The 22,578-nt window shown below is 32.8% G+C and carries 20 protein-coding genes and 1 tRNA gene; 17 read left to right on the plus strand and 4 right to left on the minus strand.

Annotation, left to right across the window (positions count from 1 at the left end; genetic code table 11):
- Positions 1-249 precede the first annotated feature (249 nt).
- The 13 genes from CM54_RS01185 (at position 250) to whiA (ending at position 15,659) form a co-directional block, all read left to right on the plus strand.
- Positions 250-1,029, plus strand: coding sequence for a COG3942 and LysM peptidoglycan-binding domain-containing protein (locus CM54_RS01185; RefSeq protein WP_023350653.1), 780 nt, complete (start codon positions 250-252; stop codon positions 1,027-1,029).
- 312 nt (positions 1,030-1,341) lie between these two features.
- On the plus strand, positions 1,342-1,983 hold the full coding sequence (locus tag CM54_RS01190; protein ID WP_002433218.1) for a YfbR-like 5'-deoxynucleotidase: 642 nt from the start codon (positions 1,342-1,344) through the stop codon (positions 1,981-1,983).
- A 5-nt stretch (positions 1,984-1,988) separates the two neighbouring features.
- Entirely contained in the window at positions 1,989-2,225 is a 237-nt protein-coding gene (locus CM54_RS01195) for a CsbA family protein (RefSeq protein WP_002433094.1), read from the plus strand.
- Positions 2,226-2,502: 277 nt separating this feature from the next.
- Complete coding sequence (gene uvrB / locus CM54_RS01200; protein ID WP_037548400.1) at positions 2,503-4,488, plus strand: excinuclease ABC subunit UvrB; 1,986 nt, start codon at positions 2,503-2,505, stop codon at positions 4,486-4,488.
- 7 nt (positions 4,489-4,495) lie between these two features.
- Positions 4,496-7,330, plus strand: a complete 2,835-nt coding sequence (gene uvrA / locus CM54_RS01205) for an excinuclease ABC subunit UvrA (protein ID WP_030061168.1) — start codon at positions 4,496-4,498, stop codon at positions 7,328-7,330.
- Between the two features lie 462 nt (positions 7,331-7,792).
- Positions 7,793-8,725: an HPr(Ser) kinase/phosphatase gene (gene hprK / locus CM54_RS01210; protein ID WP_037548404.1), complete on the plus strand. Its 933-nt coding sequence runs from the start codon at positions 7,793-7,795 to the stop codon at positions 8,723-8,725.
- A 6-nt stretch (positions 8,726-8,731) separates the two neighbouring features.
- On the plus strand, positions 8,732-9,568 hold the full coding sequence (gene lgt / locus CM54_RS01215; protein ID WP_037548406.1) for a prolipoprotein diacylglyceryl transferase: 837 nt from the start codon (positions 8,732-8,734) through the stop codon (positions 9,566-9,568).
- A gap of 8 nt (positions 9,569-9,576) precedes the next feature.
- Positions 9,577-10,071 (plus strand): acyltransferase, encoded by a 495-nt coding sequence (locus CM54_RS01220; RefSeq protein WP_030061174.1) that lies wholly within the window; start codon positions 9,577-9,579, stop codon positions 10,069-10,071.
- Positions 10,071-11,510 carry a tetratricopeptide repeat protein gene (locus tag CM54_RS01225; protein ID WP_037548408.1) on the plus strand — a complete coding sequence of 480 codons (1,440 nt, stop codon included), beginning with the start codon at positions 10,071-10,073 and terminating at the stop codon, positions 11,508-11,510. Before CM54_RS01220 ends, CM54_RS01225 begins: the two co-directional genes overlap by 1 nt.
- 64 nt (positions 11,511-11,574) lie before the next feature.
- A complete protein-coding gene (trxB, locus tag CM54_RS01230) occupies positions 11,575-12,516 on the plus strand; it encodes a thioredoxin-disulfide reductase (protein WP_023350649.1) in 942 nt (313 codons plus the stop codon).
- Between the two features lie 169 nt (positions 12,517-12,685).
- The gene (gene rapZ / locus CM54_RS01235; protein ID WP_002432991.1) at positions 12,686-13,597 is read left to right on the plus strand and encodes an RNase adapter RapZ; all 912 of its coding nucleotides are present in this window, start codon (positions 12,686-12,688) and stop codon (positions 13,595-13,597) included.
- Positions 13,594-14,589 carry a gluconeogenesis factor YvcK family protein gene (locus CM54_RS01240; protein ID WP_037548411.1) on the plus strand — a complete coding sequence of 332 codons (996 nt, stop codon included), beginning with the start codon at positions 13,594-13,596 and terminating at the stop codon, positions 14,587-14,589. Before rapZ ends, CM54_RS01240 begins: the two co-directional genes overlap by 4 nt.
- Positions 14,590-14,714: 125 nt before the next feature.
- Positions 14,715-15,659, plus strand: a complete 945-nt coding sequence (gene whiA / locus CM54_RS01245; protein ID WP_002433095.1) for a DNA-binding protein WhiA — start codon at positions 14,715-14,717, stop codon at positions 15,657-15,659.
- A gap of 178 nt (positions 15,660-15,837) precedes the next feature.
- Here whiA and CM54_RS01250 read toward each other — a convergent pair.
- Positions 15,838-15,909, minus strand: a tRNA-Arg gene (locus CM54_RS01250).
- A 190-nt stretch (positions 15,910-16,099) separates the two neighbouring features.
- On the opposite strand from CM54_RS01250, the gene clpP reads away from it, so the two are divergent.
- Positions 16,100-16,687 carry an ATP-dependent Clp endopeptidase proteolytic subunit ClpP gene (gene clpP / locus CM54_RS01255; protein ID WP_002433484.1) on the plus strand — a complete coding sequence of 196 codons (588 nt, stop codon included), beginning with the start codon at positions 16,100-16,102 and terminating at the stop codon, positions 16,685-16,687.
- 279 nt (positions 16,688-16,966) lie between these two features.
- Here the strand turns inward: clpP and CM54_RS01260 are convergent, their stop codons facing one another.
- The gene (locus tag CM54_RS01260; protein WP_037548413.1) at positions 16,967-17,149 is read right to left on the minus strand and encodes a hypothetical protein; all 183 of its coding nucleotides are present in this window, start codon (positions 17,147-17,149) and stop codon (positions 16,967-16,969) included.
- Between the two features lie 31 nt (positions 17,150-17,180).
- Complete coding sequence (locus CM54_RS01265) at positions 17,181-18,080, minus strand: TIGR01777 family oxidoreductase (protein WP_002433368.1); 900 nt, start codon at positions 18,078-18,080, stop codon at positions 17,181-17,183.
- Positions 18,081-18,975: 895 nt separating this feature from the next.
- On the opposite strand from CM54_RS01265, the gene CM54_RS01270 reads away from it, so the two are divergent.
- Positions 18,976-19,704: a DUF4887 domain-containing protein gene (locus CM54_RS01270; RefSeq protein WP_051600343.1), complete on the plus strand. Its 729-nt coding sequence runs from the start codon at positions 18,976-18,978 to the stop codon at positions 19,702-19,704.
- A gap of 101 nt (positions 19,705-19,805) precedes the next feature.
- Here the strand turns inward: CM54_RS01270 and CM54_RS01275 are convergent, their stop codons facing one another.
- Positions 19,806-20,060 carry a hypothetical protein gene (locus CM54_RS01275; RefSeq protein WP_030061184.1) on the minus strand — a complete coding sequence of 85 codons (255 nt, stop codon included), beginning with the start codon at positions 20,058-20,060 and terminating at the stop codon, positions 19,806-19,808.
- Positions 20,061-20,428: 368 nt separating this feature from the next.
- Between CM54_RS01275 and CM54_RS01280 the strand changes: the two genes are divergently transcribed.
- Both CM54_RS01280 and gap read left to right on the plus strand, forming a co-directional pair.
- Positions 20,429-21,442 (plus strand): sugar-binding transcriptional regulator, encoded by a 1,014-nt coding sequence (locus CM54_RS01280; protein ID WP_002433152.1) that lies wholly within the window; start codon positions 20,429-20,431, stop codon positions 21,440-21,442.
- Between the two features lie 52 nt (positions 21,443-21,494).
- Positions 21,495-22,505: a type I glyceraldehyde-3-phosphate dehydrogenase gene (gene gap, locus CM54_RS01285; RefSeq protein WP_002432992.1), complete on the plus strand. Its 1,011-nt coding sequence runs from the start codon at positions 21,495-21,497 to the stop codon at positions 22,503-22,505.
- Positions 22,506-22,578: the final 73 nt, after the last annotated feature.

Consider the following 22,578-nt stretch of genomic DNA (forward strand, 5'->3'; position numbering starts at 1 on the left):
TGTAATAAAATATCTAATAATAATATGTAATATGCAATTTATAATATTACCACATAGAGTTTCAGACTTAGAAAAGTAACCCTTTACACCGTTATTGTAAAGATAGTTAGCGTTTTATGTCGTGTTTTTGTAATCATTCTCTTTTTACTGTTATATTACATCGCTATAACATTAAACATCTCAAGCTTGGGGTGTGCTATATTTGAACTTGTAAATTTAAGAACAAACTAGCAAAGGAATGACAACTAGATGAAAAAAACGCTAACTGTAACTTTAAGTTCGATTGCAGCATTTTTTGCAATCAACACTGCAGCTAACGCTCAAGAATCAGAGGCGTCTCAACAGGACGTAAATTCACCAGACGTTGTTACAACGAATCAATCTAATTTAGGAACATATATAGTTAAAGCAGGAGATTGTTTATATAATATCGCAGTAGAACACGGCATCACTTTAGAACAATTATATACATTAAACCCAGGAATCCAACCGCTTATTTTCCCTGGTGATAAAATAGTTGTTTCAGAGAGTGGCGTTAATCCATCACAATTTGAAAGTGAAGAAATCTCTATTCCGCAAACTACATTTGAGTCAACTTCAACTGATGAATCAGGTGTTACTTATGAAAATTATGAAACACCAATCAATTTTTCTCAAACTTCTTATGATGGTTTAAGAAGTATTTCGAATGCAGGTAACCTATATACTGATGGACAATGCACTTACTATGCATTTAATCGTCGTGCTGAATTAGGAAAACCAATTGGTAGTTTATGGGGCAATGCTAGCAACTGGGCAGCATCTGCTAGCCAAGCTGGATTCAATGTAAATAACACACCTGAAGTAGGAGCTATATTCCAAAGCGCTCCTGGACAAAATGGTGCTGGTGCGTATGGACATGTAGGCGTTGTTGAGTCAGTAAATCCTAATGGTACATTAACTGTTTCTGAAATGAACTGGAACGGTGGCGTAAACGTTAAATCATATAGAACAATTTATAATCCAGGTTCTTACAATTATATTCACTAAAAGACTAAATTATAAAAGTGAAAAAGAAAAAATTAATATATGTATTTTAAACAAGGCTGTAACAGTGTTTATTGTTACAGCTTTTTTATTCGAGTTGCACTATGTGTCATCAACTTAATAAGTAAGCGATTTAAACTCTTATTGAAATTTAATTATCAAACAAGGATATTCTAAGATATATGCAAACTAGAATCTCTTACCTTTATAAAAAATTAATATATAAAAATATGAATTTACTTTCAATAATAAAATGGATTGATATAATAACTATAAGTAATTAGACAAATTTCGTTTACAGGGAGGTATCGTGATATGGGTGTACATCAATATTTTAAAAGACTTTCTGATTTAGAAAAATTAATAAGACTACCGGGTAAGTTTAAATATTTCGAACATAATGTCGCTGCCCACTCATTTAAAGTGACTAAAATTGCCCAGTATTTAGCAACTGTTGAAGAATATTATGGAAATGAAATCAATTGGAAAAGTCTATATGAGAAGGCGTTAAATCACGATTTCGCGGAAGTTTTTACCGGTGACATCAAAACCCCTGTTAAATATGCAAGCAGAGAATTAAAGAAACTATTTTCCCAAGTAGAGGAAGAAATGGTAGATACATTCATAAAAGAGGAGATTCCTGAACAATATCAAAAAGTATACAGAGAACGCCTGCAAGAAGGTAAAGATGATTCTTTAGAAGGCCAAATTCTCTCAGTGGCAGATAAAATTGATTTATTATATGAAACTTTTGGAGAAATTCAAAAACGTAACCCAGAACCTTTATTCTTTGAAATTTATGAAATGAGTCTAGAGACAATTATTCAATTTGATCATTTAAATTCAGTAAAAGACTTCATAGATAATGTTATTCCTGAAATGCTTACAGAAAACTTCATTCCAAGAACTGAGTTACGTGAAACGACTATGACAATCTTAAATAGAAGAAATGGGTGACGATAATGATTTGGTATGCATGTGCCGCCTTTTTTCCTTGTATATTAGTGGTATTATTTAGTGTTGTCACTAGAAGTAAATGGATAGGTACATTATTAACGCTAATATTAATAGGTACTTCGATTTATAAAGGTTTTTTTCATAACGAATGGATTATATTTATAGATGTAGTGAGTCTTCTAGCAGGTTATTTAATCATTGATAAATTGAAACTTCATAAGAATCAAGATGATTCTCGTTAGGAAATATCAATATATAGAAAGCGTAAACAAATCTTTTGAAGGTTACAGAAGATTGTTTTATAGTATCTTTAAACGAGAAAGACTTAAATTAAATAACTTTTTAAACAAGCATGGTGTTTCACTATGTTTGTTTTTATTTTCAAAAAATCCTGAGCGAACAAACGTTTGCTTTAGTCGTTATAAATTTGTTAGAATAGTACATAATGAAACTTAAGACTATAAACGTGAGTGTTAAATTTTAAATGAGTGAGAAATTAAGTAGGAGGCGTATGTCAGAATGGTTGAACATGTTCCATTTAAGTTGAATTCTGAATTTGAACCACAGGGGGATCAACCTCAAGCGATACAAAAAATTGTTGATGGTGTGAATAATGGAAAACGTCATCAAACTTTACTTGGTGCGACAGGAACAGGTAAAACATTCACTATGAGTAACGTCATCAAAGAAGTCGGTAAACCTACATTGATTATTGCACACAATAAGACATTAGCTGGGCAACTTTATAGTGAGTTTAAAGAATTCTTCCCTGAAAATAGAGTAGAATATTTTGTAAGTTATTACGATTATTATCAACCAGAAGCTTATGTTCCATCGACTGATACTTTCATAGAAAAGGACGCCTCCATCAATGATGAAATTGACCAATTACGTCATTCGGCTACAAGTGCGTTATTTGAACGCGATGATGTAATAATTATTGCTAGTGTGAGTTGTATTTATGGTTTAGGTAATCCGGAAGAATATAAAGACTTAGTAGTTAGCGTTAGAGTTGGAATGGAAATGGATCGCAGTGAATTGCTACGAAAATTAGTAGATGTTCAATATACACGTAATGATATTGATTTCCAACGTGGTACTTTTAGAGTGCGTGGAGATGTTGTAGAGATTTTCCCTGCATCTAGAGAAGAAATGTGTATTAGAGTAGAGTTCTTTGGAGATGAAATTGATCGCATCAGAGAGGTCAATTATTTAACTGGTGAAGTGATACGTGAACGTGAACATTTTGCTATTTTCCCAGCCTCTCACTTCGTAACTCGTGAAGAAAAAATGAAAGTTGCAATTGAACGAATTGAGAAAGAATTAGAAGAACGACTTAAAGAATTACGTGATGAAAATAAATTATTAGAAGCTCAGCGACTTGAACAGCGTACGAACTATGATCTCGAAATGATGCGTGAAATGGGCTTCTGTTCAGGTATCGAGAATTATTCTGTTCATCTTACATTAAGACCTTTAGGCTCTACACCTTTTACATTGCTTGACTATTTTGGAGATGATTGGCTTGTAATGATTGATGAATCACACGTTACTTTACCACAAATTCGTGGTATGTATAACGGTGACAGAGCTCGTAAACAGGTGCTTGTAGATCATGGGTTCCGTTTACCAAGTGCACTTGATAATAGACCTCTAAAATTTGAAGAGTTCGAAGATAAAACTAAACAACTTGTATATGTTTCTGCTACCCCAGGACCTTATGAATTAGAATATACTGATGAAATGGTTGAACAGATTATTCGTCCAACTGGCTTACTCGATCCTAAAATCGACGTTAGACCAACTGAAAATCAAATTGATGATTTACTCAGTGAGATTCAAGAACGGATAGATAGAGATGAACGTGTGTTAGTAACAACATTAACTAAAAAAATGAGTGAAGATTTAACCACATATATGAAAGAAGCGGGTATTAAAGTTAACTATTTACATTCTGAGATTAAAACATTAGAACGTATTGAAATTATTCGGGATTTGCGTATGGGAACTTATGACGCTATTGTAGGGATTAACCTGTTGAGAGAGGGTATTGATATACCTGAAGTGTCTCTAGTAGTTATACTCGATGCTGATAAAGAAGGATTTCTACGATCAGATCGTTCTTTAATTCAAACAATAGGTCGTGCTGCACGTAATGATAAAGGTGAAGTTATTATGTATGCAGATAAAATTACTGATTCAATGCAATATGCAATTGATGAAACGCAAAGACGTCGAGATATTCAAACGGCGCATAATAAGGAACACGGTATAACTCCTAAAACGATTAATAAGAAAATACATGATGTTATTAGTGCTACAGTAGAAAGTGATGAAACTAATGATCAGAAACAAACAGAACTACCTAAGAAAATGACTAAAAAAGAAAGACAAAAAACTATTGAAAATATAGAAAAAGAAATGAAAAAAGCAGCTAAAGATTTAGACTTCGAGAAAGCAACAGAATTAAGAGATATGTTATTTGAATTAAAAGCAGAAGGGTGACGTTTAAATGAAAGGACCGTCAATAGTCGTTAAAGGCGCACGTGCACATAATTTAAAAGGAGTAGATATTGAGCTACCCAAAAATAAACTTATTGTCATGACTGGACTTTCAGGCTCTGGTAAGTCTTCTTTGGCATTTGATACGATTTATGCAGAAGGACAAAGACGATATGTTGAGTCTCTAAGTGCATATGCACGTCAGTTTTTAGGACAAATGGATAAGCCAGATGTTGATACAATCGAAGGTTTATCACCTGCCATTTCTATAGATCAAAAGACAACTAGTAAAAATCCACGATCAACTGTTGCAACTGTAACTGAAATCTATGACTATATACGTCTACTTTATGCACGCGTAGGTAAACCTTATTGTCCGCACCATGGAATAGAAATAGAATCTCAAACTGTTCAACAAATGGTGGATAGAATTCTAGAACTTGAAGAACGTACAAAAATCCAACTACTTGCACCTGTAGTATCTCATAGAAAAGGAACACACGAAAAATTAATTGAAGATATAGGTAAAAAGGGTTATGTACGCTTACGTGTCGATGGAGAGATTGTAGATGTTAATGAAGTGCCCGAACTTGATAAGAATAAAAATCATACTATTGAAGTAGTTGTCGACCGCTTAGTCGTAAAAGATGGAATTGAGACGCGTTTAGCAGATTCAATTGAAACGTCTTTAGAACTAGCGGAAGGTAACTTGACTGTTGATGTCATTGATGGTGATGAACTAAAATTTTCTGAAAATCATGCATGTCCTATTTGTGGATTCTCAATTGGTGAGTTAGAGCCAAGAATGTTCAGTTTCAATAGTCCATTTGGTGCATGCCCAACATGTGATGGTCTTGGTCAAAAACTAACAGTAGACATGGATTTAGTTGTTCCTGATAAAGATAAATCATTAAATGAAGGTGCAATTGAACCATGGGAGCCTACAAGTTCGGACTTCTATCCAACATTGTTAAAACGCGTATGTGAAGTCTATAAGATTAACATGGATAAACCATATAAAAAACTGACAGATAGACAAAAGAATATCTTGATGCACGGTTCTGGAGATAAAGAAATTGAGTTTACTTTCACTCAACGTAATGGGGGCACACGTAAACGCAAAATGGTATTCGAAGGGGTCATTCCTAATATCAATCGACGCTACCATGAGTCTCCTTCTGAGTATACCCGTGAAATGATGAGCAAGTACATGACAGAACTTCCATGTGAAACGTGTCATGGTAAACGTTTGAGCCAAGAAGCTTTATCTGTATATGTTGGCGGTTTTAATATTGGTGAAGTCGTGCAATACTCCATTAAAAATGCTTTGAATTATTATGAAAAGATTGAATTAAGTGAGCAAGACAGAGCGATAGCAAACCAAATCCTTAAGGAAATTATTTCAAGATTATCTTTCTTAAATAACGTAGGTTTGGAATATCTTACTTTAAATCGTTCATCTGGTACTTTATCAGGTGGGGAAGCACAACGTATTCGTCTTGCTACTCAAATAGGTTCAAGACTAACAGGCGTATTGTATGTATTAGATGAACCTTCAATTGGGCTACATCAAAGAGATAATGATCGCCTAATTAGTACATTAAAAGAAATGAGAGATTTAGGAAATACGTTAATTGTTGTTGAACACGATGATGATACGATGAGGGCAGCAGATTATTTAGTAGATGTAGGTCCAGGTGCAGGGAATCATGGTGGAGAAATTGTTTCAAGTGGTACACCTGCTAAAGTAATGAAAGATAAAAAATCATTAACTGGACAATATCTTAGTGGCAAAAAACGTATTGATGTACCCGAACATAGACGAGAAGTAACTAATAAGAAAATTAGCATAAAAGGTGCTAGAAGCAATAATCTTAAAAACGTCGATGTTGAATTTCCTTTATCAGTAATGACTGTTGTTACTGGAGTGTCTGGTTCTGGTAAAAGTTCATTAGTTAATGAAATTTTATATAAATCACTTGCCCAAAAAATTAATAAATCTAAAATAAAACCTGGAGATTTTGACACAATTGATGGTATTGATCACCTCGATAAGATTATTGATATTGATCAATCTCCAATTGGTAGAACTCCACGTTCAAATCCAGCCACTTATACAGGCGTTTTCGATGATATTAGAGATGTCTTTGCTCAAACGAATGAAGCTAAAATACGTGGTTATCAAAAAGGTAGATTTAGTTTCAATGTTAAAGGTGGACGTTGTGAAGCTTGTAAAGGTGACGGTATCATTAAAATAGAAATGCATTTTTTACCAGACGTTTATGTACCATGTGAAGTGTGTGATGGTAAACGTTATAATCGAGAAACCTTGGAAGTAACTTACAAAGGTAAAAATATTGCCGATGTATTAGAAATGACTGTTGAAGAAGCAACACATTTCTTCGAAAATATTCCAAAAATTAATCGAAAGCTTCAAACACTTGTTGATGTCGGCTTAGGTTATATTACTTTAGGACAACAGGCGACAACTCTTTCAGGTGGTGAAGCTCAACGTGTAAAATTAGCTTCTGAATTGCATAAGCGTTCCACAGGACGTTCTATTTATATCCTTGATGAACCTACAACGGGGCTGCACGTTGATGATATTAGCCGTTTGTTAAAAGTTTTAAATCGATTAGTAGAAAACGGTGATACAGTTGTGATTATTGAACACAACTTAGATGTAATTAAAACTGCAGATCACATTATTGATCTTGGACCTGAAGGTGGCGAAGGCGGGGGTACTATAGTTGGGACTGGTACTCCGGAAGAAATTGCTGAAAATAATGACTCTTATACTGGAACATATTTAAAACCTGTTTTAGAAAGAGACAGTATAGAATAAATAGCCAATTAGTAAAGATAACGCTTCAAAGTTTTAGTTAACCTTTACTAATGCTAACCAACTTTGATAGGCTAGGACATTAATATTGTCCTAGCCTTAATTCTTTATCATGATGATAGCTTTTAAAATTAAGATATATTCATTGTAAGTTTTTAATTCTTATTAACCATTGCAACAAGTCCATAGCTAATAAAGTTTTTTCTAAAGTATTTATTGAGATATGCAAGTTAAAGTGAGTGTTTTCTAACTTTAATACAAGAATTCAAACCTATAATTTATGAATGGTTAAAATACTCACCTCAGATGTTAAAAGAATTTGACTTTCATATATTTAAGTTAATGGTTATTTAAGAATATTTTAAAAGTTAAATCGTCATTTTAATATAGATTGTGAGTTCATTTTTGATATGATAATAGAATAGAGAATAGATACGAAGGGATATTATAATTTGAGGTGAACCCATGTTAACAACAGAAAGACTGGTTAATACACTTAATCTAGATTTAATCGCCGGGGAAAAAGGCTTAAATAGACCAATAAAAAATACGGATATATCACGTCCTGGTCTAGAAATGGCAGGCTATTTCTCTCATTATGCTTCAGATAGAATTCAATTGTTAGGAACTACTGAACTATCTTTCTATAATCTACTTCCAGATGATGAGAAAGAAGGAAGAATGAGAAAATTATGTCGACCTGAAACTCCAGCAATTATTGTGACGCGAGGATTGGAGCCCCCTGAAGAATTAATTTCTGCAGCAAAAGAACTGAATACACCTATTATTATTGCTAAAGATGCTACGACAAGTTTGATGAGTCGTTTGACTACATTTTTAGAGCATGAATTAGCTAAAACCACATCTTTACATGGAGTACTCGTCGATGTTTATGGAGTAGGTGTATTAATTACAGGTGATTCAGGTATAGGTAAAAGTGAGACTGCATTAGAATTAGTTAAACGTGGTCACAGACTTGTCGCTGATGATAATGTTGAAATTAAAGAAATCACTAAAGACGAATTAATAGGCAAACCACCTAAATTGATTGAGCATTTACTTGAGATTCGAGGACTGGGAATTATTAATGTTATGACTCTATTTGGTGCAGGGTCTATTTTGACTGAGAAACAAATTCGTTTAAATATTAATTTAGAGAATTGGAATAAAGATAAATTATATGATCGAGTTGGACTTAATGAGGAAACTTTGAAAATCCTCGATACTGAAATTACTAAAAAAACAATTCCTGTCAGACCTGGACGAAATGTTGCCGTAATTATTGAAGTTGCAGCGATGAATTATCGATTAAATATAATGGGAATTAATACAGCTGAAGAGTTTAGTGAGCGTTTAAATGAAGAAATCGTTCGCAATAGTCATAAAAGTGAGGAGTAGTACGAAATGGGTTTAACTCTAGGATACATTGATCCAATTGCTTTTAGTATTGGACCTATACATGTTCGTTGGTATGGAATTATTATCGCATGTGGTATATTACTGGGTTATTTTATTGCACAAGCTGCACTAAAAAATGTTGGCTTACATAAAGATACATTAATAGATATTATATTCTATAGTGCTATATTTGGTTTTATTGTGGCACGTTTATACTTCGTGATTTTCCAATGGCCATATTACATGCAAAATCCAGGTGAAATACCGAAGATATGGCATGGAGGTATAGCAATCCACGGTGGTTTAATTGGTGGATTTATTACAGGTGTTATCGTATGTAGGTCTAAAAATCTACACCCGTTACAAATCGGTGATATTGTAGCGCCAGGTATTATATTAGCTCAAGGTATAGGTAGATGGGGTAATTTTATGAATCATGAAGCCCATGGTGGACCTGTATCGAAGGCGTTTTTAGAACACTTACATTTACCGGATTTTATCATTAGAAATATGTATATCGAAGGTCAGTATTATCATCCTACATTTTTATATGAATCTGCGTGGGATGTTCTCGGTTTTATAATTCTAATTAATTTGAGGAAACATCTAAAAATAGGGGAAACGTTCTTTATTTATCTTATTTGGTATTCAATTGGCCGATTCTTCGTTGAAGGACTGCGAACTGATAGTTTAATGCTTACAAGTCATATTAGAGTTGCACAACTCGTATCAGTCATTCTTATCGTTGTTAGCATTATTCTTATTATATATAGAAGAGTTAAGTATCATCCTTCAACTTTTAAAAATTCTGGACCACTTCAATGGCCAGGTAAAAGGGCGTAGTGTGTATGGTGAGACGATTAAACAAACAAAAACGTTTCTCCATAAACCCTCTGTGGCAAGTTTATAAAATAGTGAGATTTCCTAAGGTTTTTAAACAAACTATTATTATTGAAATTTCTCGTTTTATACCAAGCATGCGTCTAAAACGCTCTATTTATCGCAAGTTTTTAAAAATGGCTATAGGTCAGAATACAGCATTTGCATATAAAGTTTTACCTGACTTGTTTTATCCAGAGTTAATTTCTGTTGGCAACAATAGTGTTATTGGTTATAATACAACAATATTAACGCATGAAGTACTTATTGATGAATGGCGACAAGGTAGAGTCACCATTGGGCATTATACATTGATTGGTGCGAATGTAACGATTTTACCAGGAGTTAGAATAGGAAACCATGTAAAAGTCGGAGCTGGTACGGTCATCACTAAAGATATACCTGATTATAGCTTTGTATTTGGTAATCCTATGCATATAAAAGTTGATAGAGGAGGTGACAATTAATGGCACGTGAAGACAATAAGATAATACCAATGATTTTCGACGAAACTTTTTACCGCAAAATGGCTATACAAAAATGGCAACAACAAGATTATAATAAAGCAGCAAATTACTATAGCAAAGTGCTCGAATTGTCACCTGAAGATTATGATATTCAATTACATTATGCACAATGTTTAACGAAAATAAATTTAGGTAGAAAAGCAGAGCAAATATTTTACGAAAATATTGTAAATGATTTTCATGTTGCAGATAGTTTCTATGAGTTAAGTCAATTAAATATAGAGTTGAATGAACCAAACAAGGCATTCTTGTTTGGTATTAATTATGTACTTTTAACAGATGATCAGGACTTTAGAGAAGTACTAGAAAAGACATTCGAAGTGACCTATACAAGTGAACATAAAATTGAATTAGAAGCACAATTATTTGCTACACAATTATTATTCCAATTTTTATTTTCACAAGGACGACTGAATGACGCGCGAGCATATATTCTAAGTCAAGATGAGCATATTCAATCCCATCGTGTTATACGTAATCTGCTTGCGATGTGCTATCTTTATTTAAGTGAATATGAAACAGCTAAAGAGATGTTTGAAGCGTTATTGAGTGAAGATAATTCAGATGTTCATGCCTTATGTCATTATACACTTTTACTTTATAACACAAATGAAATGGAGAAATATAAGAGGTATCTTAAAATATTAAACAAAGTTGTACCTATGAATGATGATGAAAGTTTTAAACTAGGAATTGTATTAAGTTATTTAAAACAGTATCAAGCATCTCAAAATATACTTTATCCTCTATATAAAAAGGGTAAGTTTTTATCCATTCAAATGTATAATGTATTGAGCTTTAATTTTTATTACCTCGGAAATAAAGATGAAAGTGTAGAATTATGGAATAAATTACTACAGATATCTAAAGTAGATGTTGGTTATGCGCCATGGGTGCTTGAGGAAAGTAAATCTGTTTTTAACCAACGCATTCTTCCACTATTATTGGATGACGATAGTCATTATAGACTATATGGAATCTTTTTATTAAATCAACTCAATGGTAAAGAAATTCTTATGACAGAAGAAATTTGGTCAATCTTAGAATCAATGAATGATTATGAAAAATTATATCTAACGTATCTGGTACAAGGATTAACATTAAATAAATTAGATTTTATTCACAGAGGTATGTTGAAATTATATGAAATGGATTATTTTAAAAACGATACCTCACTATTTATTGACTGGATTGATCAAGCTGAAGCGATTATCTCTGAAAAAGTTGATTTAGCAGAGGTAGACAGATATTTAGCTGCATTTGTATATATGCACTATAAATATACCAATCACGCTATGACTAAAAAACAAATTATTGATTCTTTTGAAGTCACACGATATAAATTAGATAAAACCATTGCTTTTATTTTGAGCATATAAATTTAAGAAATAAATGGTATAGTATATAATGCGATAATGATTAATAACTAGGAGGCATTAAAAAATGACTGAAGTAGATTTTGACGTAGCCATTATCGGCGCAGGTCCTGCCGGTATGACAGCAGCAGTTTATGCATCTCGTGCAAATTTAAAAACAGTTATGATTGAACGTGGTATGCCAGGTGGTCAAATGGCCAACACTGAAGAGGTAGAGAACTTTCCAGGATTTGAAATGATTACGGGTCCAGATTTATCTACGAAAATGTTTGAACACGCGAAAAAATTTGGAGCAGAGTATCAATATGGAGATATTAAATCTGTAGAAGATAAAGGTGACTACAAAGTAATTAACTTAGGTAATAAAGAAATTACGGCTCATGCAGTGATTATCTCAACTGGTGCAGAATATAAAAAAATTGGTGTGCCTGGGGAACAAGAACTTGGTGGACGTGGTGTAAGTTACTGTGCTGTGTGTGATGGTGCCTTCTTTAAAAATAAACGATTATTTGTTATTGGTGGTGGCGACTCAGCAGTTGAAGAAGGAACATTCTTAACTAAATTCGCTGATAAAGTAACAATCGTTCATAGAAGAGATGAATTACGTGCGCAGAATATTTTACAAGAACGTGCTTTCAAAAATGAAAAAGTTGATTTCATTTGGAGTCATACTTTAAAAACAATCAACGAAAAAGATGGCAAAGTAGGATCAGTAACTTTAGAATCTACTAAAGATGGTTCGGAAGAAACGTACGATGCTGATGGAGTTTTCATTTACATTGGAATGAAACCTTTAACAGCACCATTTACTAATTTAGGAATCACAAATGAAACAGGATATATTGTCACTAAAGCTGATATGAGTACGAATGTCCCTGGAATCTTTGCAGCTGGTGATGTTCGTGATAAAGGATTACGTCAAATTGTAACTGCAACGGGAGACGGTAGTATTGCAGCTCAAAGTGCAGCAGATTATATCACAGAGCTTAAAGATAAATTAGAAGCTTAATCTACACAATCACATGTAGCTAGGACATTGATGTCGACAAGTAGTCGCTATCAATCGTTCTAGCTTTTTTGATTAATAAAGAAGATTCCTTTAGATATACTAGTATGATAAGATTAATTTAATTATATGAAGTAAGAGCGAAGAACTTAAATGGTGGTGACTTTAAAAAGTGAAAAATAGCGAAAATGAAATTGTTAAAAGTGAATTATTAGTTGTTACAGGCATGTCAGGAGCGGGTAAATCACTAGTGATACAAAGTCTTGAAGATATGGGGTTCTTCTGCGTAGATAATTTACCACCAGTTTTATTACCCAAATTTGTAGAACTCATGGAACAAGGAAATCCTTCTTTACAAAAGGTGGCAATTGCCATTGATTTAAGAGGGAAGGAGTTATTTAAATCTTTAATTAAAGAAATTGATATCATTAAAAGTCGTAATGATGTTATCGTAGACGTCATGTTTTTAGAGGCTAAAACAGAAAAACTTATTTCTCGTTATAAAGAATCAAGAAGAGCACATCCATTGAATGAAAATGGACAACGTTCTCTTATTGAAGCAATTAATGAGGAGAGAGAACATCTTTCTGAAATTAGAAGCATTGCAAACTTTGTTATCGATACGACGCTATTAAAACCTAAGGAATTAAAGCATCGGATCGCTAAATTTTATTTAGATGATAATTTTGAAACGTTTACGATTAATGTTACCAGTTTTGGTTTCAAACATGGGATTCAAATGGATGCTGATTTAGTATTCGATGTAAGATTTTTACCAAATCCATACTATGTAGAAGAACTACGCCCGCTGACTGGTCTTGATGATCTGGTTTATAACTATGTAATGAAATGGAAAGAAACTGAGATTTTCTTTGATAAATTAACAGACCTCTTAAAGTATATGATTCCAGGTTATAAAAAAGAAGGAAAGTCACAGCTTGTTATTGCTATAGGATGTACAGGCGGTCAACACCGATCAGTTGCTTTAGCAAAACGTTTAGGCGAATATCTTGATGAGGTTTTTGATTACAATGTCTATGTGCATCACAGAGATGCTCATATTGAAAGTGGAGAGAAAAAATGAAACAAATGAAAGTAGTACTTATCGGAGGAGGAACAGGCTTATCTGTTCTAGCAAGAGGATTAAGAGAATTCCCTATAGATATTACTGCTATTGTTACTGTCGCTGATAACGGCGGAAGCACAGGGAAGATTAGAGATGTTATGGATATACCTGCTCCAGGTGATATACGTAATGTTATCGCAGCGCTTAGTGATTCAGAATCAACGTTAACTCAACTTTTTCAATACCGTTTTGATGAAAATAAAGTCGACGGCCACTCAATAGGGAATTTGGTTATTGCAGGGATGACAAGTATAACTAATGATTTCGGTCATGCGATAAAAGAACTTAGTAAAGTTCTCAATATCAAAGGGCAAGTTATACCATCAACAAACACAAGTGTTCAATTGAATGCGGTCATGGAAGACGGAGAAATTGTTCGTGGAGAAACCAACATACCTAAAACAAATAAAAAAATAGATCGCGTCTTTTTAGAACCCGGGGATGTTGAACCTATGGAAGAAGCGGTTGAGGCTCTAGAACATGCAGATTTAATCGTTCTTGGGCCTGGTTCGTTATATACAAGTGTTATCTCTAATTTATGTGTTAAAGGGATTTCTGAAGCATTACTTCGCTCTAATGCACCAAAACTTTATGTTTCTAACGTAATGACTCAACCAGGAGAAACAGATAATTACGGTGTTAAAGAACATATAGATGCAATTTGCCAACAAGTCGGTGAAGATTTTATCGACTTTGTGATATGCAGTAATGAAAATTATAGCAAAGACGTTTTACGTAAATATGAAGAAAAAAATTCAAAACCAGTAGAAGTTCATAAAGAAGAGCTAAAAAACAAAGGTATAAGAGTTTTAACAGCTTCAAATTTAATTGAAATTTCTGACGAACACTTCGTACGCCATAATACTAAAATTTTATCAGGTATGATTTATGAGCTTGCACTAGAATTAACAAGCACAATTCAGTTTAACCCTAATGATAAACATAAATAGTGTTAGTGCAATATTTGTTATGATATGATAGCTTACGTGTGTTTTATCAAAGTAGTGTAATGTAATCTCTATGTCGACCATACATAGATCAAAATAGAGTTGATTTAGGAAGGAATGAGTATTCTATGAGCTTTGCATCAGACATGAAAAATGAATTAACACGTATTGAAGTTGATGAAGCAAATGCTAAAGCAGAGCTCAGTGCATTAATTCGTATGAATGGCGCACTTAGTTTATCTAATCAACAATTTGTAATTAACGTACAGACTGAAAATGCAACGACAGCACGACGAATATACTCTCTTATTAAACGAATTTTTAATGTAGAAGTTGAAATATTGGTTCGAAAAAAGATGAAACTAAAAAAGAACAACATCTATATTTGTCGTACAAAAATGTTAGCGAAAGAAATCTTAAATGATCTTGGAATACTTAAAGAGGGCATCTTTACCCATGAAATTGATCCTGACATGATTAAAGATGACGAAATGAGACGAAGTTATTTAAGAGGAGCCTTTCTTGCTGGTGGCTCAGTAAATAATCCTGAAACATCTTCTTATCATCTCGAAATCTTCTCGCAATATGAAAGTCACTCAGAAGGTTTGACTAAATTAATGAATAGTTATGAATTAAATGCAAAGCATCTTGAACGTAAAAAAGGTAGTATTGCTTATCTAAAAGAGGCTGAAAAAATTTCGGATTTTCTTAGTTTAATAGGTGGTTATCAAGCGTTACTGAAATTTGAAGATGTGCGCATTGTTAGAGATATGAGGAATTCTGTGAATCGGTTAGTAAACTGTGAAACAGCGAATCTAAATAAAACAGTGAGCGCAGCCATGAGACAAGTTGAGAGCATACAACTTATTGATCAAGAAATTGGTTTGGATAACTTACCAGACCGATTGAGAGAGGTAGCTAAATTACGAGTTGAACATCAAGAGATATCATTGAAAGAATTAGGTGAAATGATTTCAACTGGGCCAATATCTAAGTCGGGTATGAACCATCGACTAAGAAAACTTAATGAACTTGCAGATAAAATACGTAATGGAGAACAAATCGAAATGTAAGCATAGGTATTTTTGAAATAAATTCAAAAATACCTCATTTATGTTTAGAAGAGCAGGGTCATGTAAAATTTCATGAAACTACGTTTTATATCGTGTTTTATTAATTGACAAGACAAAAAAGAACGCCGTCATTACAGCGTTTTAAATAAAAAAATTGTGTGTAATTTAAAGTTAAAAGCCCCCTCGAGAGGAATTGAACCTCTATTATAAGAACCGGAATCTCATGTGTTATCCATTACACTACGAGGGGTAAATGAGGATAGAAACATTTTTCTGTACTAATAATAGTGATAACAGTACAATGAAAACGATAATTCTAGTTTACAAATCTTATAGTTAAGCGTCAAACTGAATTTTTAAATAGTAAGTTCAAAATTTTGACCATTTTTGACTTTTAAGGTAAAATAAAATTCAACAGTTATTAAAAGGAGGAAAAATAGATGAATTTAATTCCTACAGTTATTGAAACAACAAATCGTGGTGAACGCGCATATGATATCTATTCCCGTTTATTAAAAGACCGTATTATCATGTTAGGTTCTCAAATTGATGATAATGTAGCTAATTCAATTGTATCTCAATTATTATTCTTACAAGCTCAAGACTCTGAAAAAGACATCTACTTATATATCAATTCACCAGGTGGTAGTGTTACAGCAGGTTTTGCTATTTACGATACAATTCAACATATTAAACCAGATGTTCAAACAATTTGTATTGGTATGGCAGCATCTATGGGATCATTCTTATTAGCAGCAGGAGCTAAAGGTAAACGTTTTGCATTACCAAATGCTGAAGTTATGATTCACCAACCTTTAGGTGGTGCACAAGGTCAAGCGACTGAAATCGAAATTGCTGCAAACCATATCTTAAAAACTCGTGAAAAATTAAATCGTATTTTAGCTGAGCGTACAGGTCAATCAATTGAGAAAATTCAACAAGATACTGATCGTGATAACTTCTTAACTGCTGAAGAAGCAAAAGAATATGGTTTAATCGATGAAGTCATGGAGCCAGAAAGTAAATAATTAAAAGCTAGAATATCTTTTAGTTAATTTTCTGTCACACTGTCTACAAAGTTACTAACTTTGTGGGCAGTTTTTTTATGTAGTTTTAGCTCAAGGCGTATTCTCGTTATAGGTTCCTTAAAAAATATTTCAATTAAAAAATTGCTTAGAGTGGGTGGAAAAAATCAACATTCAATACTTATAAAAAAAGAGACAACGATATTGTGAAAATTAAAAGTTGAGTTAACATGTTCAACTTGTTTTTAAATCACAAATCATGTCTCTTAATCATTTTATTGCTTAGTGCTTCTTTTCTTTTATAAGTAATCGCAAAACTACAATGAATAATGTTAAACCTACAATTGTAAAGAGTAATGACATTAATATCATTGCAATTGTGTGATCAAATGCAAATATTCCATTCAATATTAATAAAATACTAGCAATAATTAACAAAATAAAAGTTAATTGATTGTCTTTCATTTTATAAACCTTCTTCGTACGTTGTAATTTCTTAGGCTTTAACTAAATCATCTAACGCATTCTTTAAATTGTTAAACTTAAACTCAAAGCCAAGTGCGTGTAACTTATTTGGTAAAACCTTTTGAGTGTCTAAAACAACTGTTGACATTTCTCCAAGAACTAAACGCATTGCTAATTTTGGCGCCCAAGTTTCATGAGGTTTATGCATTGCTCTAGCTAAAGTATATCCAAATAAGTTTTGTCTTTCAGGGATTGGTGCTGTTAAATTGAAAGGACCGTGTGCATCTTTATTATCTATAGTAAATATAATACCTCTGATTAAATCATCTATGTGAATCCAAGAATACCATTGTTGACCTGAACCTAATTTACCACCGACATAAAAACGGTACGGTAATTCCATAGTTTGTAACGCTCCACCAGTATCAGAGAGAATAAGTCCAAATCTTCCTAAGACTACTCGTGTTCCGAAATCTTTAAATTTATTAGCGAAACGTTCCCATTGGTAAACAATATCTGATAGAAAATCAAAAGGTAAAGTTTGATATAATTCTGTATAACTATAATATAAATCAGGAGGATAATATCCCATAGCACTCGCGTTAAATAAAACTTTTGGTTTTTGAGTACGGCTTTCAAATAACTCATATAAAGCTTGTGTAGACTGAATACGACTAACCATCATGACTTGTTTATGTGATTTAGTCCAGCGTTTATTGAGCGTTGCACCTGCTAAATTGATAACTACATCTATATCAGGAACGTCATTTTGCCAGCCTTCTTTTGACCAATTGACGTAAGTAATTTTAGATTCATTAGATGTTTTATCTTGTCGGGTTAAAATAGTAATATGTGCATCCGTTTTTTTAATTTCCTTTACTAAATGTGAACCTACCATTCCAGTTCCACCAGTAATTAAGTATTGTTTCATCATTTCACCTCATTTTAAAAATAAAAGCGCTTACCTTATTGATAGTGATTATTAATATTCAAAAATTATACATTTTTTAGCCAATAAGATGTCAAATACTTTTATGAATTTGCATTTAAAATTAAAACATTTCAGTTATAATGAAATTGTACCTTCGATAATTAATTAAACATCTCTTAATTAGTATGAGTATACCCCATAATATACTAACGAAGGTAAATTTTGACTCCCTTTAGTAGTGGATCCATGCGAGCAACGTATGGGTCCTTTTTTATATTTTAAAATACATAAATCACTTTTTACAGAAAATGATTTCAATAGATTTTAAAGTCTCTTTAATTGTTTGATTAGTCTAATTTAAGGTTATTATCTATTAGATTGATGTAATATATTATTACCCAAGTAACCATTTAATTATTACAATGAGGGCTATAATTAATAATGTGATTATAAATCCAGCAATATGATTTGACTTACTGTCTTCATAATTATCATTTTTAATCATCATGTATTTCAAATTATTGTGAGATTTTTTATTTTGTGAATTCTCATTATTAAAGTCATACATTTAATCACGTACCATTCATGTTAAGTTTAGATTAAGAAATTAAAAATATAGTGTTTACTTATGAGTATGATGTTATCATATAAAAAATAGGCAAATGAAAACATACAGTTTTTAGTAAATTATAATTAATTGCTTTTAACTAGTAGTTAGTTCATTATATAAAGTTGAATTATAACTATATATTTCATTCAACTATAGTTATAAGGAAGGTTTTTTATTTTCAAAATGAATTATTGAACAATAAATATCGTAAAAATGAGCATAAAAAACAAACTTAAATTTTATTATATATGAATTCCTAATAATTGAAAGAGAGGTAAGTAAGGAATGAGTGGTTTGGCAAAAATAATTAGTACCATCATAGTATTACTTTTATTAATTGGCTTAGCATTTGGAATATTCTCTTTTGTAGACAGTTCTAAAAAAGCTAATGAGCGTCTTAACAGTGATAAAACTGAACAAAATGATAAGAAGAAAGATGACAAGAAAGATAAAGATCAAGATAAAGACAAAGATAAAAATAAGGATAATGACAAAGACAAATCTAAAGATACTAAAGTAAACAAAACACAACAAGCTCCGCAACAAACACAACAGACTCAACAAACGCGTCAAACACAACAAACACAAGAGACACAACAAACAAAGCAGTCAACACAACAAGCTCCAAGCACATCTGAGAAGACACAACAGACACCAACTCAACAAAGAAACACTCAAGAAAAGCAAAAAACTAAACAACAAAAGGCAGAACCACGCTCATCACAACAAACTCAAGAAGCACAAACAGATGAGAAGACAACTGAGCAGTCTAAGTCAGAAAGTAAAAATGATAATAAAACTCAAGAACAACCTAGTTCAGAAGAGAAATCATCATCTCAACAGCCTAGTTCACAACAATCAAGTTCACAACAACCAAGTTCTCAACAGGATAATAGAAAACAACAATCGCAATCAAATAGTAATACTAGCAATAGTAGTAATCAATCTGTTCAAAAAAACACGAGTCAAACTCAACAATCTAGTAATCAAAGCAGTAGCACTCAGGAACGTTAAAGTAATCAAAGCTCATCTAATAATAGCTCACAAAATTCAAAAGAAGATTAAAAAATTAAGCCAACGTCCTTTAATAAGGATGTTGGCTTTTAATATATTATTTAGAATAACCAATATACTAACCAAGATAATAAAAAGGAGATGAACATGATTGAAAAACACCCTATAGTACATCCACAACCTGTATGCGTACATCCATAAGAATATGTTTTCTTAATCATTCTTTCATCCTCAAATTGATAATCTTCATTGGTATGTTGATTTGATTTAAAATATTCATCATCTTTATAGCGCATATCGCTTGGGTCTATCACTTCTACTTTTTCGTTTGAATCTTTATTATTCTCATTTGTCATTTTGTATCCCTCTTCATGAAAAATCTTTGTCAACAATTTTAATTATAATTGAATTAATCAAGGATTTAAAACAGATGATTATATTTAATATAGCTTGGGTAAAATTATCTCGTAAAGGTAATAAAACAATAATTTAAACCTTTTGGAGCTCATAATGAACACTTCAAGGATGTAAACGTTTTATTATCAACTTTAATAATTATTAATAAAAATATGAGTTAATTTGCTTGCAATTTATTATACGCAATAGTACTATTGCAAGTGTAAAGAGGTTAATTTTTGTCCCAGGTGGGACTTAAAAAGTCAACCCATGGTTGTGAGTAGCCCCTCGATTACCTTTTTATAAAGATATAAGGAGGAAGGTAGTAGTGAAAGACTTAATAAAAGTTCAGCAAAAGCTCATACCTGACCTTGTTGACAAGATGTATCGACGTTTTTCGATTTTAACTACTATCTCTCAAAACCAACCAGTGGGTAGAAGAAGTTTAAGTGAACACATGGACATGACTGAAAGGGTCTTAAGATCTGAAACAGACATGTTGAAAAAGCAAGAATTAATTAAAGTTAAATCAACCGGTATGGAAATCACTCATGAAGGTACTGAAGTGTTATCGCAACTCAGTGATTACTTCAATGTTTATAGTGATGACCACAGAATGGCTAGAGCGATTAAAGAAAAGTTCAACATTAAAGATGTTCATGTCATTCCAGGTGATTCAGATTCGAATCAAACAGTTAAAAGAGAAATAGGAAGACAGGCTGGTCAGTTACTAGAAAGTATTTTATATGAAGATGCAATTGTTTCTGTAACTGGAGGATCCACGATGGCATACGTAAGTGAATCTATTCATTTACTACCATTTAATGTTTTCTTTGTTCCAGCTCGAGGTGGACTAGGTGAAAATATGGTCTACCAAGCAAATACTATTTCTTCTAGTATGGCTCAACAAGCTGGTGGATACTACACAACATTGTATGTACCAGATAATGTGAGTGAATCTACATATGACACTTTGATGTTAGAGCCATCAGTGATTCATACGTTAGATAAAATTAAACAAGCAAATGTTACAATTCACGGTATTGGTGATGCGCTGAAGATGGCGCATCGACGTCAATCACCAAAAGAAGTGATTGATAAACTTCAACATCATCAAGCCGTTGGAGAAGCTTTTGGATATTATTTTGATGCTCAAGGCAATGTGGTTCATAAAGTTAAAACGATTGGGCTACAATTAGAAGACCTTGAGAGTAAAGATTTTATCTTTGCTGTAGCAGGTGGACAATCTAAAGGAGAAGCAATTAAAGCTTATCTCTCTATTGCTCCAGACAATACTGTATTAATCACAGACGAAGCTGCAGCGAAAGTTATTTTACAATAGTAATAAAAAGTTTAATACTTTTTAAATATCATTTTTAAAGGAGGCCATTATAATGGCAATTAAAGTAGCAATTAATGGTTTTGGTAGAATTGGTCGTTTAGCATTCAGAAGAATCCAAGATGTAGAAGGTCTTGAAGTAGTAGCAGTTAACGACTTAACAGATGACGAAATGTTAGCTCACTTATTAAAATACGACACTATGCAAGGTCGCTTCACTGGAGAAGTTGAAGTTATCGATGGTGGATTCCGTGTTAACGGTAAAGAAATTAAATCATTCGATGAACCAGATGCAAGCAAATTACCTTGGGGAGACCTAGACATCGACGTAGTATTAGAATGTACTGGTTTCTACACTGATAAAGATAAAGCACAAGCTCACATCGATGCAGGTGCTAAAAAAGTATTAATCTCTGCTCCAGCTACTGGTGATTTAAAAACAATCGTATTCAACACTAACCATGATGAATTAGATGGTTCTGAAACAGTTGTATCAGGTGCTTCATGTACTACTAACTCATTAGCACCAGTTGCAAAAGTTTTAAATGATGAGTTTGGTTTAGTTGAAGGTTTAATGACTACTATCCATGCTTATACTGGTGACCAAAATACTCAAGATGCTCCTCACAGAAAAGGCGACAAACGTCGTGCTCGTGCAGCAGCAGAAAACATTATCCCTAACTCTACAGGTGCTGCTAAAGCAATTGGTAAAGTTATTCCAGAAATCGACGGTAAATTAGACGGTGGAGCTCAACGTGTTCCAGTTGCTACAGGTTCATTAACTGAATTAACTGTAGTATTAGATAAACAAGATGTAACAGCTGATCAAGTAAATGAAGCAATGAAACAAGCTTCTGACGAATCATTTGGTTACACTGAAGATGAAATCGTATCTTCTGACGTTGTAGGTATGACTTACGGTTCATTATTCGATGCTACTCAAACTCGTGTAATGACTGTTGGTGACCGCCAATTAGTTAAAGTTGCAGCTTGGTACGACAATGAAATGTCTTATACTTCTCAATTAGTTCGTACATTAGCTCACTTAGCTGAACTTTCTAAATAATTGAAGCATAGTGTATAAGCACGTAATTCAAGTTATTTAAAGTACACATGTCGAGAGAGTAACTCTCTCAAAC

This window comes from Staphylococcus sp. TE8, assembly GCF_000692055.1.
GTDB classification, from domain to species: Bacteria; Bacillota; Bacilli; order Staphylococcales; family Staphylococcaceae; genus Staphylococcus; species Staphylococcus capitis.

Coding starts and splice junctions, on each gene's coding strand:
- CM54_RS01185 (WP_023350653.1), top strand. CDS start 250: ATGAAAAAAACGCTAACTGTAACTTTAAGTTCGATTGCAGCATTTTTT.
- CM54_RS01190 (WP_002433218.1), top strand. CDS start 1,342: ATGGGTGTACATCAATATTTTAAAAGACTTTCTGATTTAGAAAAATTA.
- CM54_RS01195 (WP_002433094.1), top strand. CDS start 1,989: ATGATTTGGTATGCATGTGCCGCCTTTTTTCCTTGTATATTAGTGGTA.
- uvrB (WP_037548400.1), top strand. CDS start 2,503: ATGGTTGAACATGTTCCATTTAAGTTGAATTCTGAATTTGAACCACAG.
- uvrA (WP_030061168.1), top strand. CDS start 4,496: ATGAAAGGACCGTCAATAGTCGTTAAAGGCGCACGTGCACATAATTTA.
- hprK (WP_037548404.1), top strand. CDS start 7,793: ATGTTAACAACAGAAAGACTGGTTAATACACTTAATCTAGATTTAATC.
- lgt (WP_037548406.1), top strand. CDS start 8,732: ATGGGTTTAACTCTAGGATACATTGATCCAATTGCTTTTAGTATTGGA.
- CM54_RS01225 (WP_037548408.1), top strand. CDS start 10,071: ATGGCACGTGAAGACAATAAGATAATACCAATGATTTTCGACGAAACT.
- trxB (WP_023350649.1), top strand. CDS start 11,575: ATGACTGAAGTAGATTTTGACGTAGCCATTATCGGCGCAGGTCCTGCC.
- CM54_RS01240 (WP_037548411.1), top strand. CDS start 13,594: ATGAAACAAATGAAAGTAGTACTTATCGGAGGAGGAACAGGCTTATCT.
- whiA (WP_002433095.1), top strand. CDS start 14,715: ATGAGCTTTGCATCAGACATGAAAAATGAATTAACACGTATTGAAGTT.
- clpP (WP_002433484.1), top strand. CDS start 16,100: ATGAATTTAATTCCTACAGTTATTGAAACAACAAATCGTGGTGAACGC.
- CM54_RS01260 (WP_037548413.1), bottom strand. CDS start 17,149: ATGAAAGACAATCAATTAACTTTTATTTTGTTAATTATTGCTAGTATT.
- CM54_RS01265 (WP_002433368.1), bottom strand. CDS start 18,080: ATGAAACAATACTTAATTACTGGTGGAACTGGAATGGTAGGTTCACAT.
- CM54_RS01270 (WP_051600343.1), top strand. CDS start 18,976: ATGAGTGGTTTGGCAAAAATAATTAGTACCATCATAGTATTACTTTTA.
- CM54_RS01275 (WP_030061184.1), bottom strand. CDS start 20,060: ATGACAAATGAGAATAATAAAGATTCAAACGAAAAAGTAGAAGTGATA.
- gap (WP_002432992.1), top strand. CDS start 21,495: ATGGCAATTAAAGTAGCAATTAATGGTTTTGGTAGAATTGGTCGTTTA.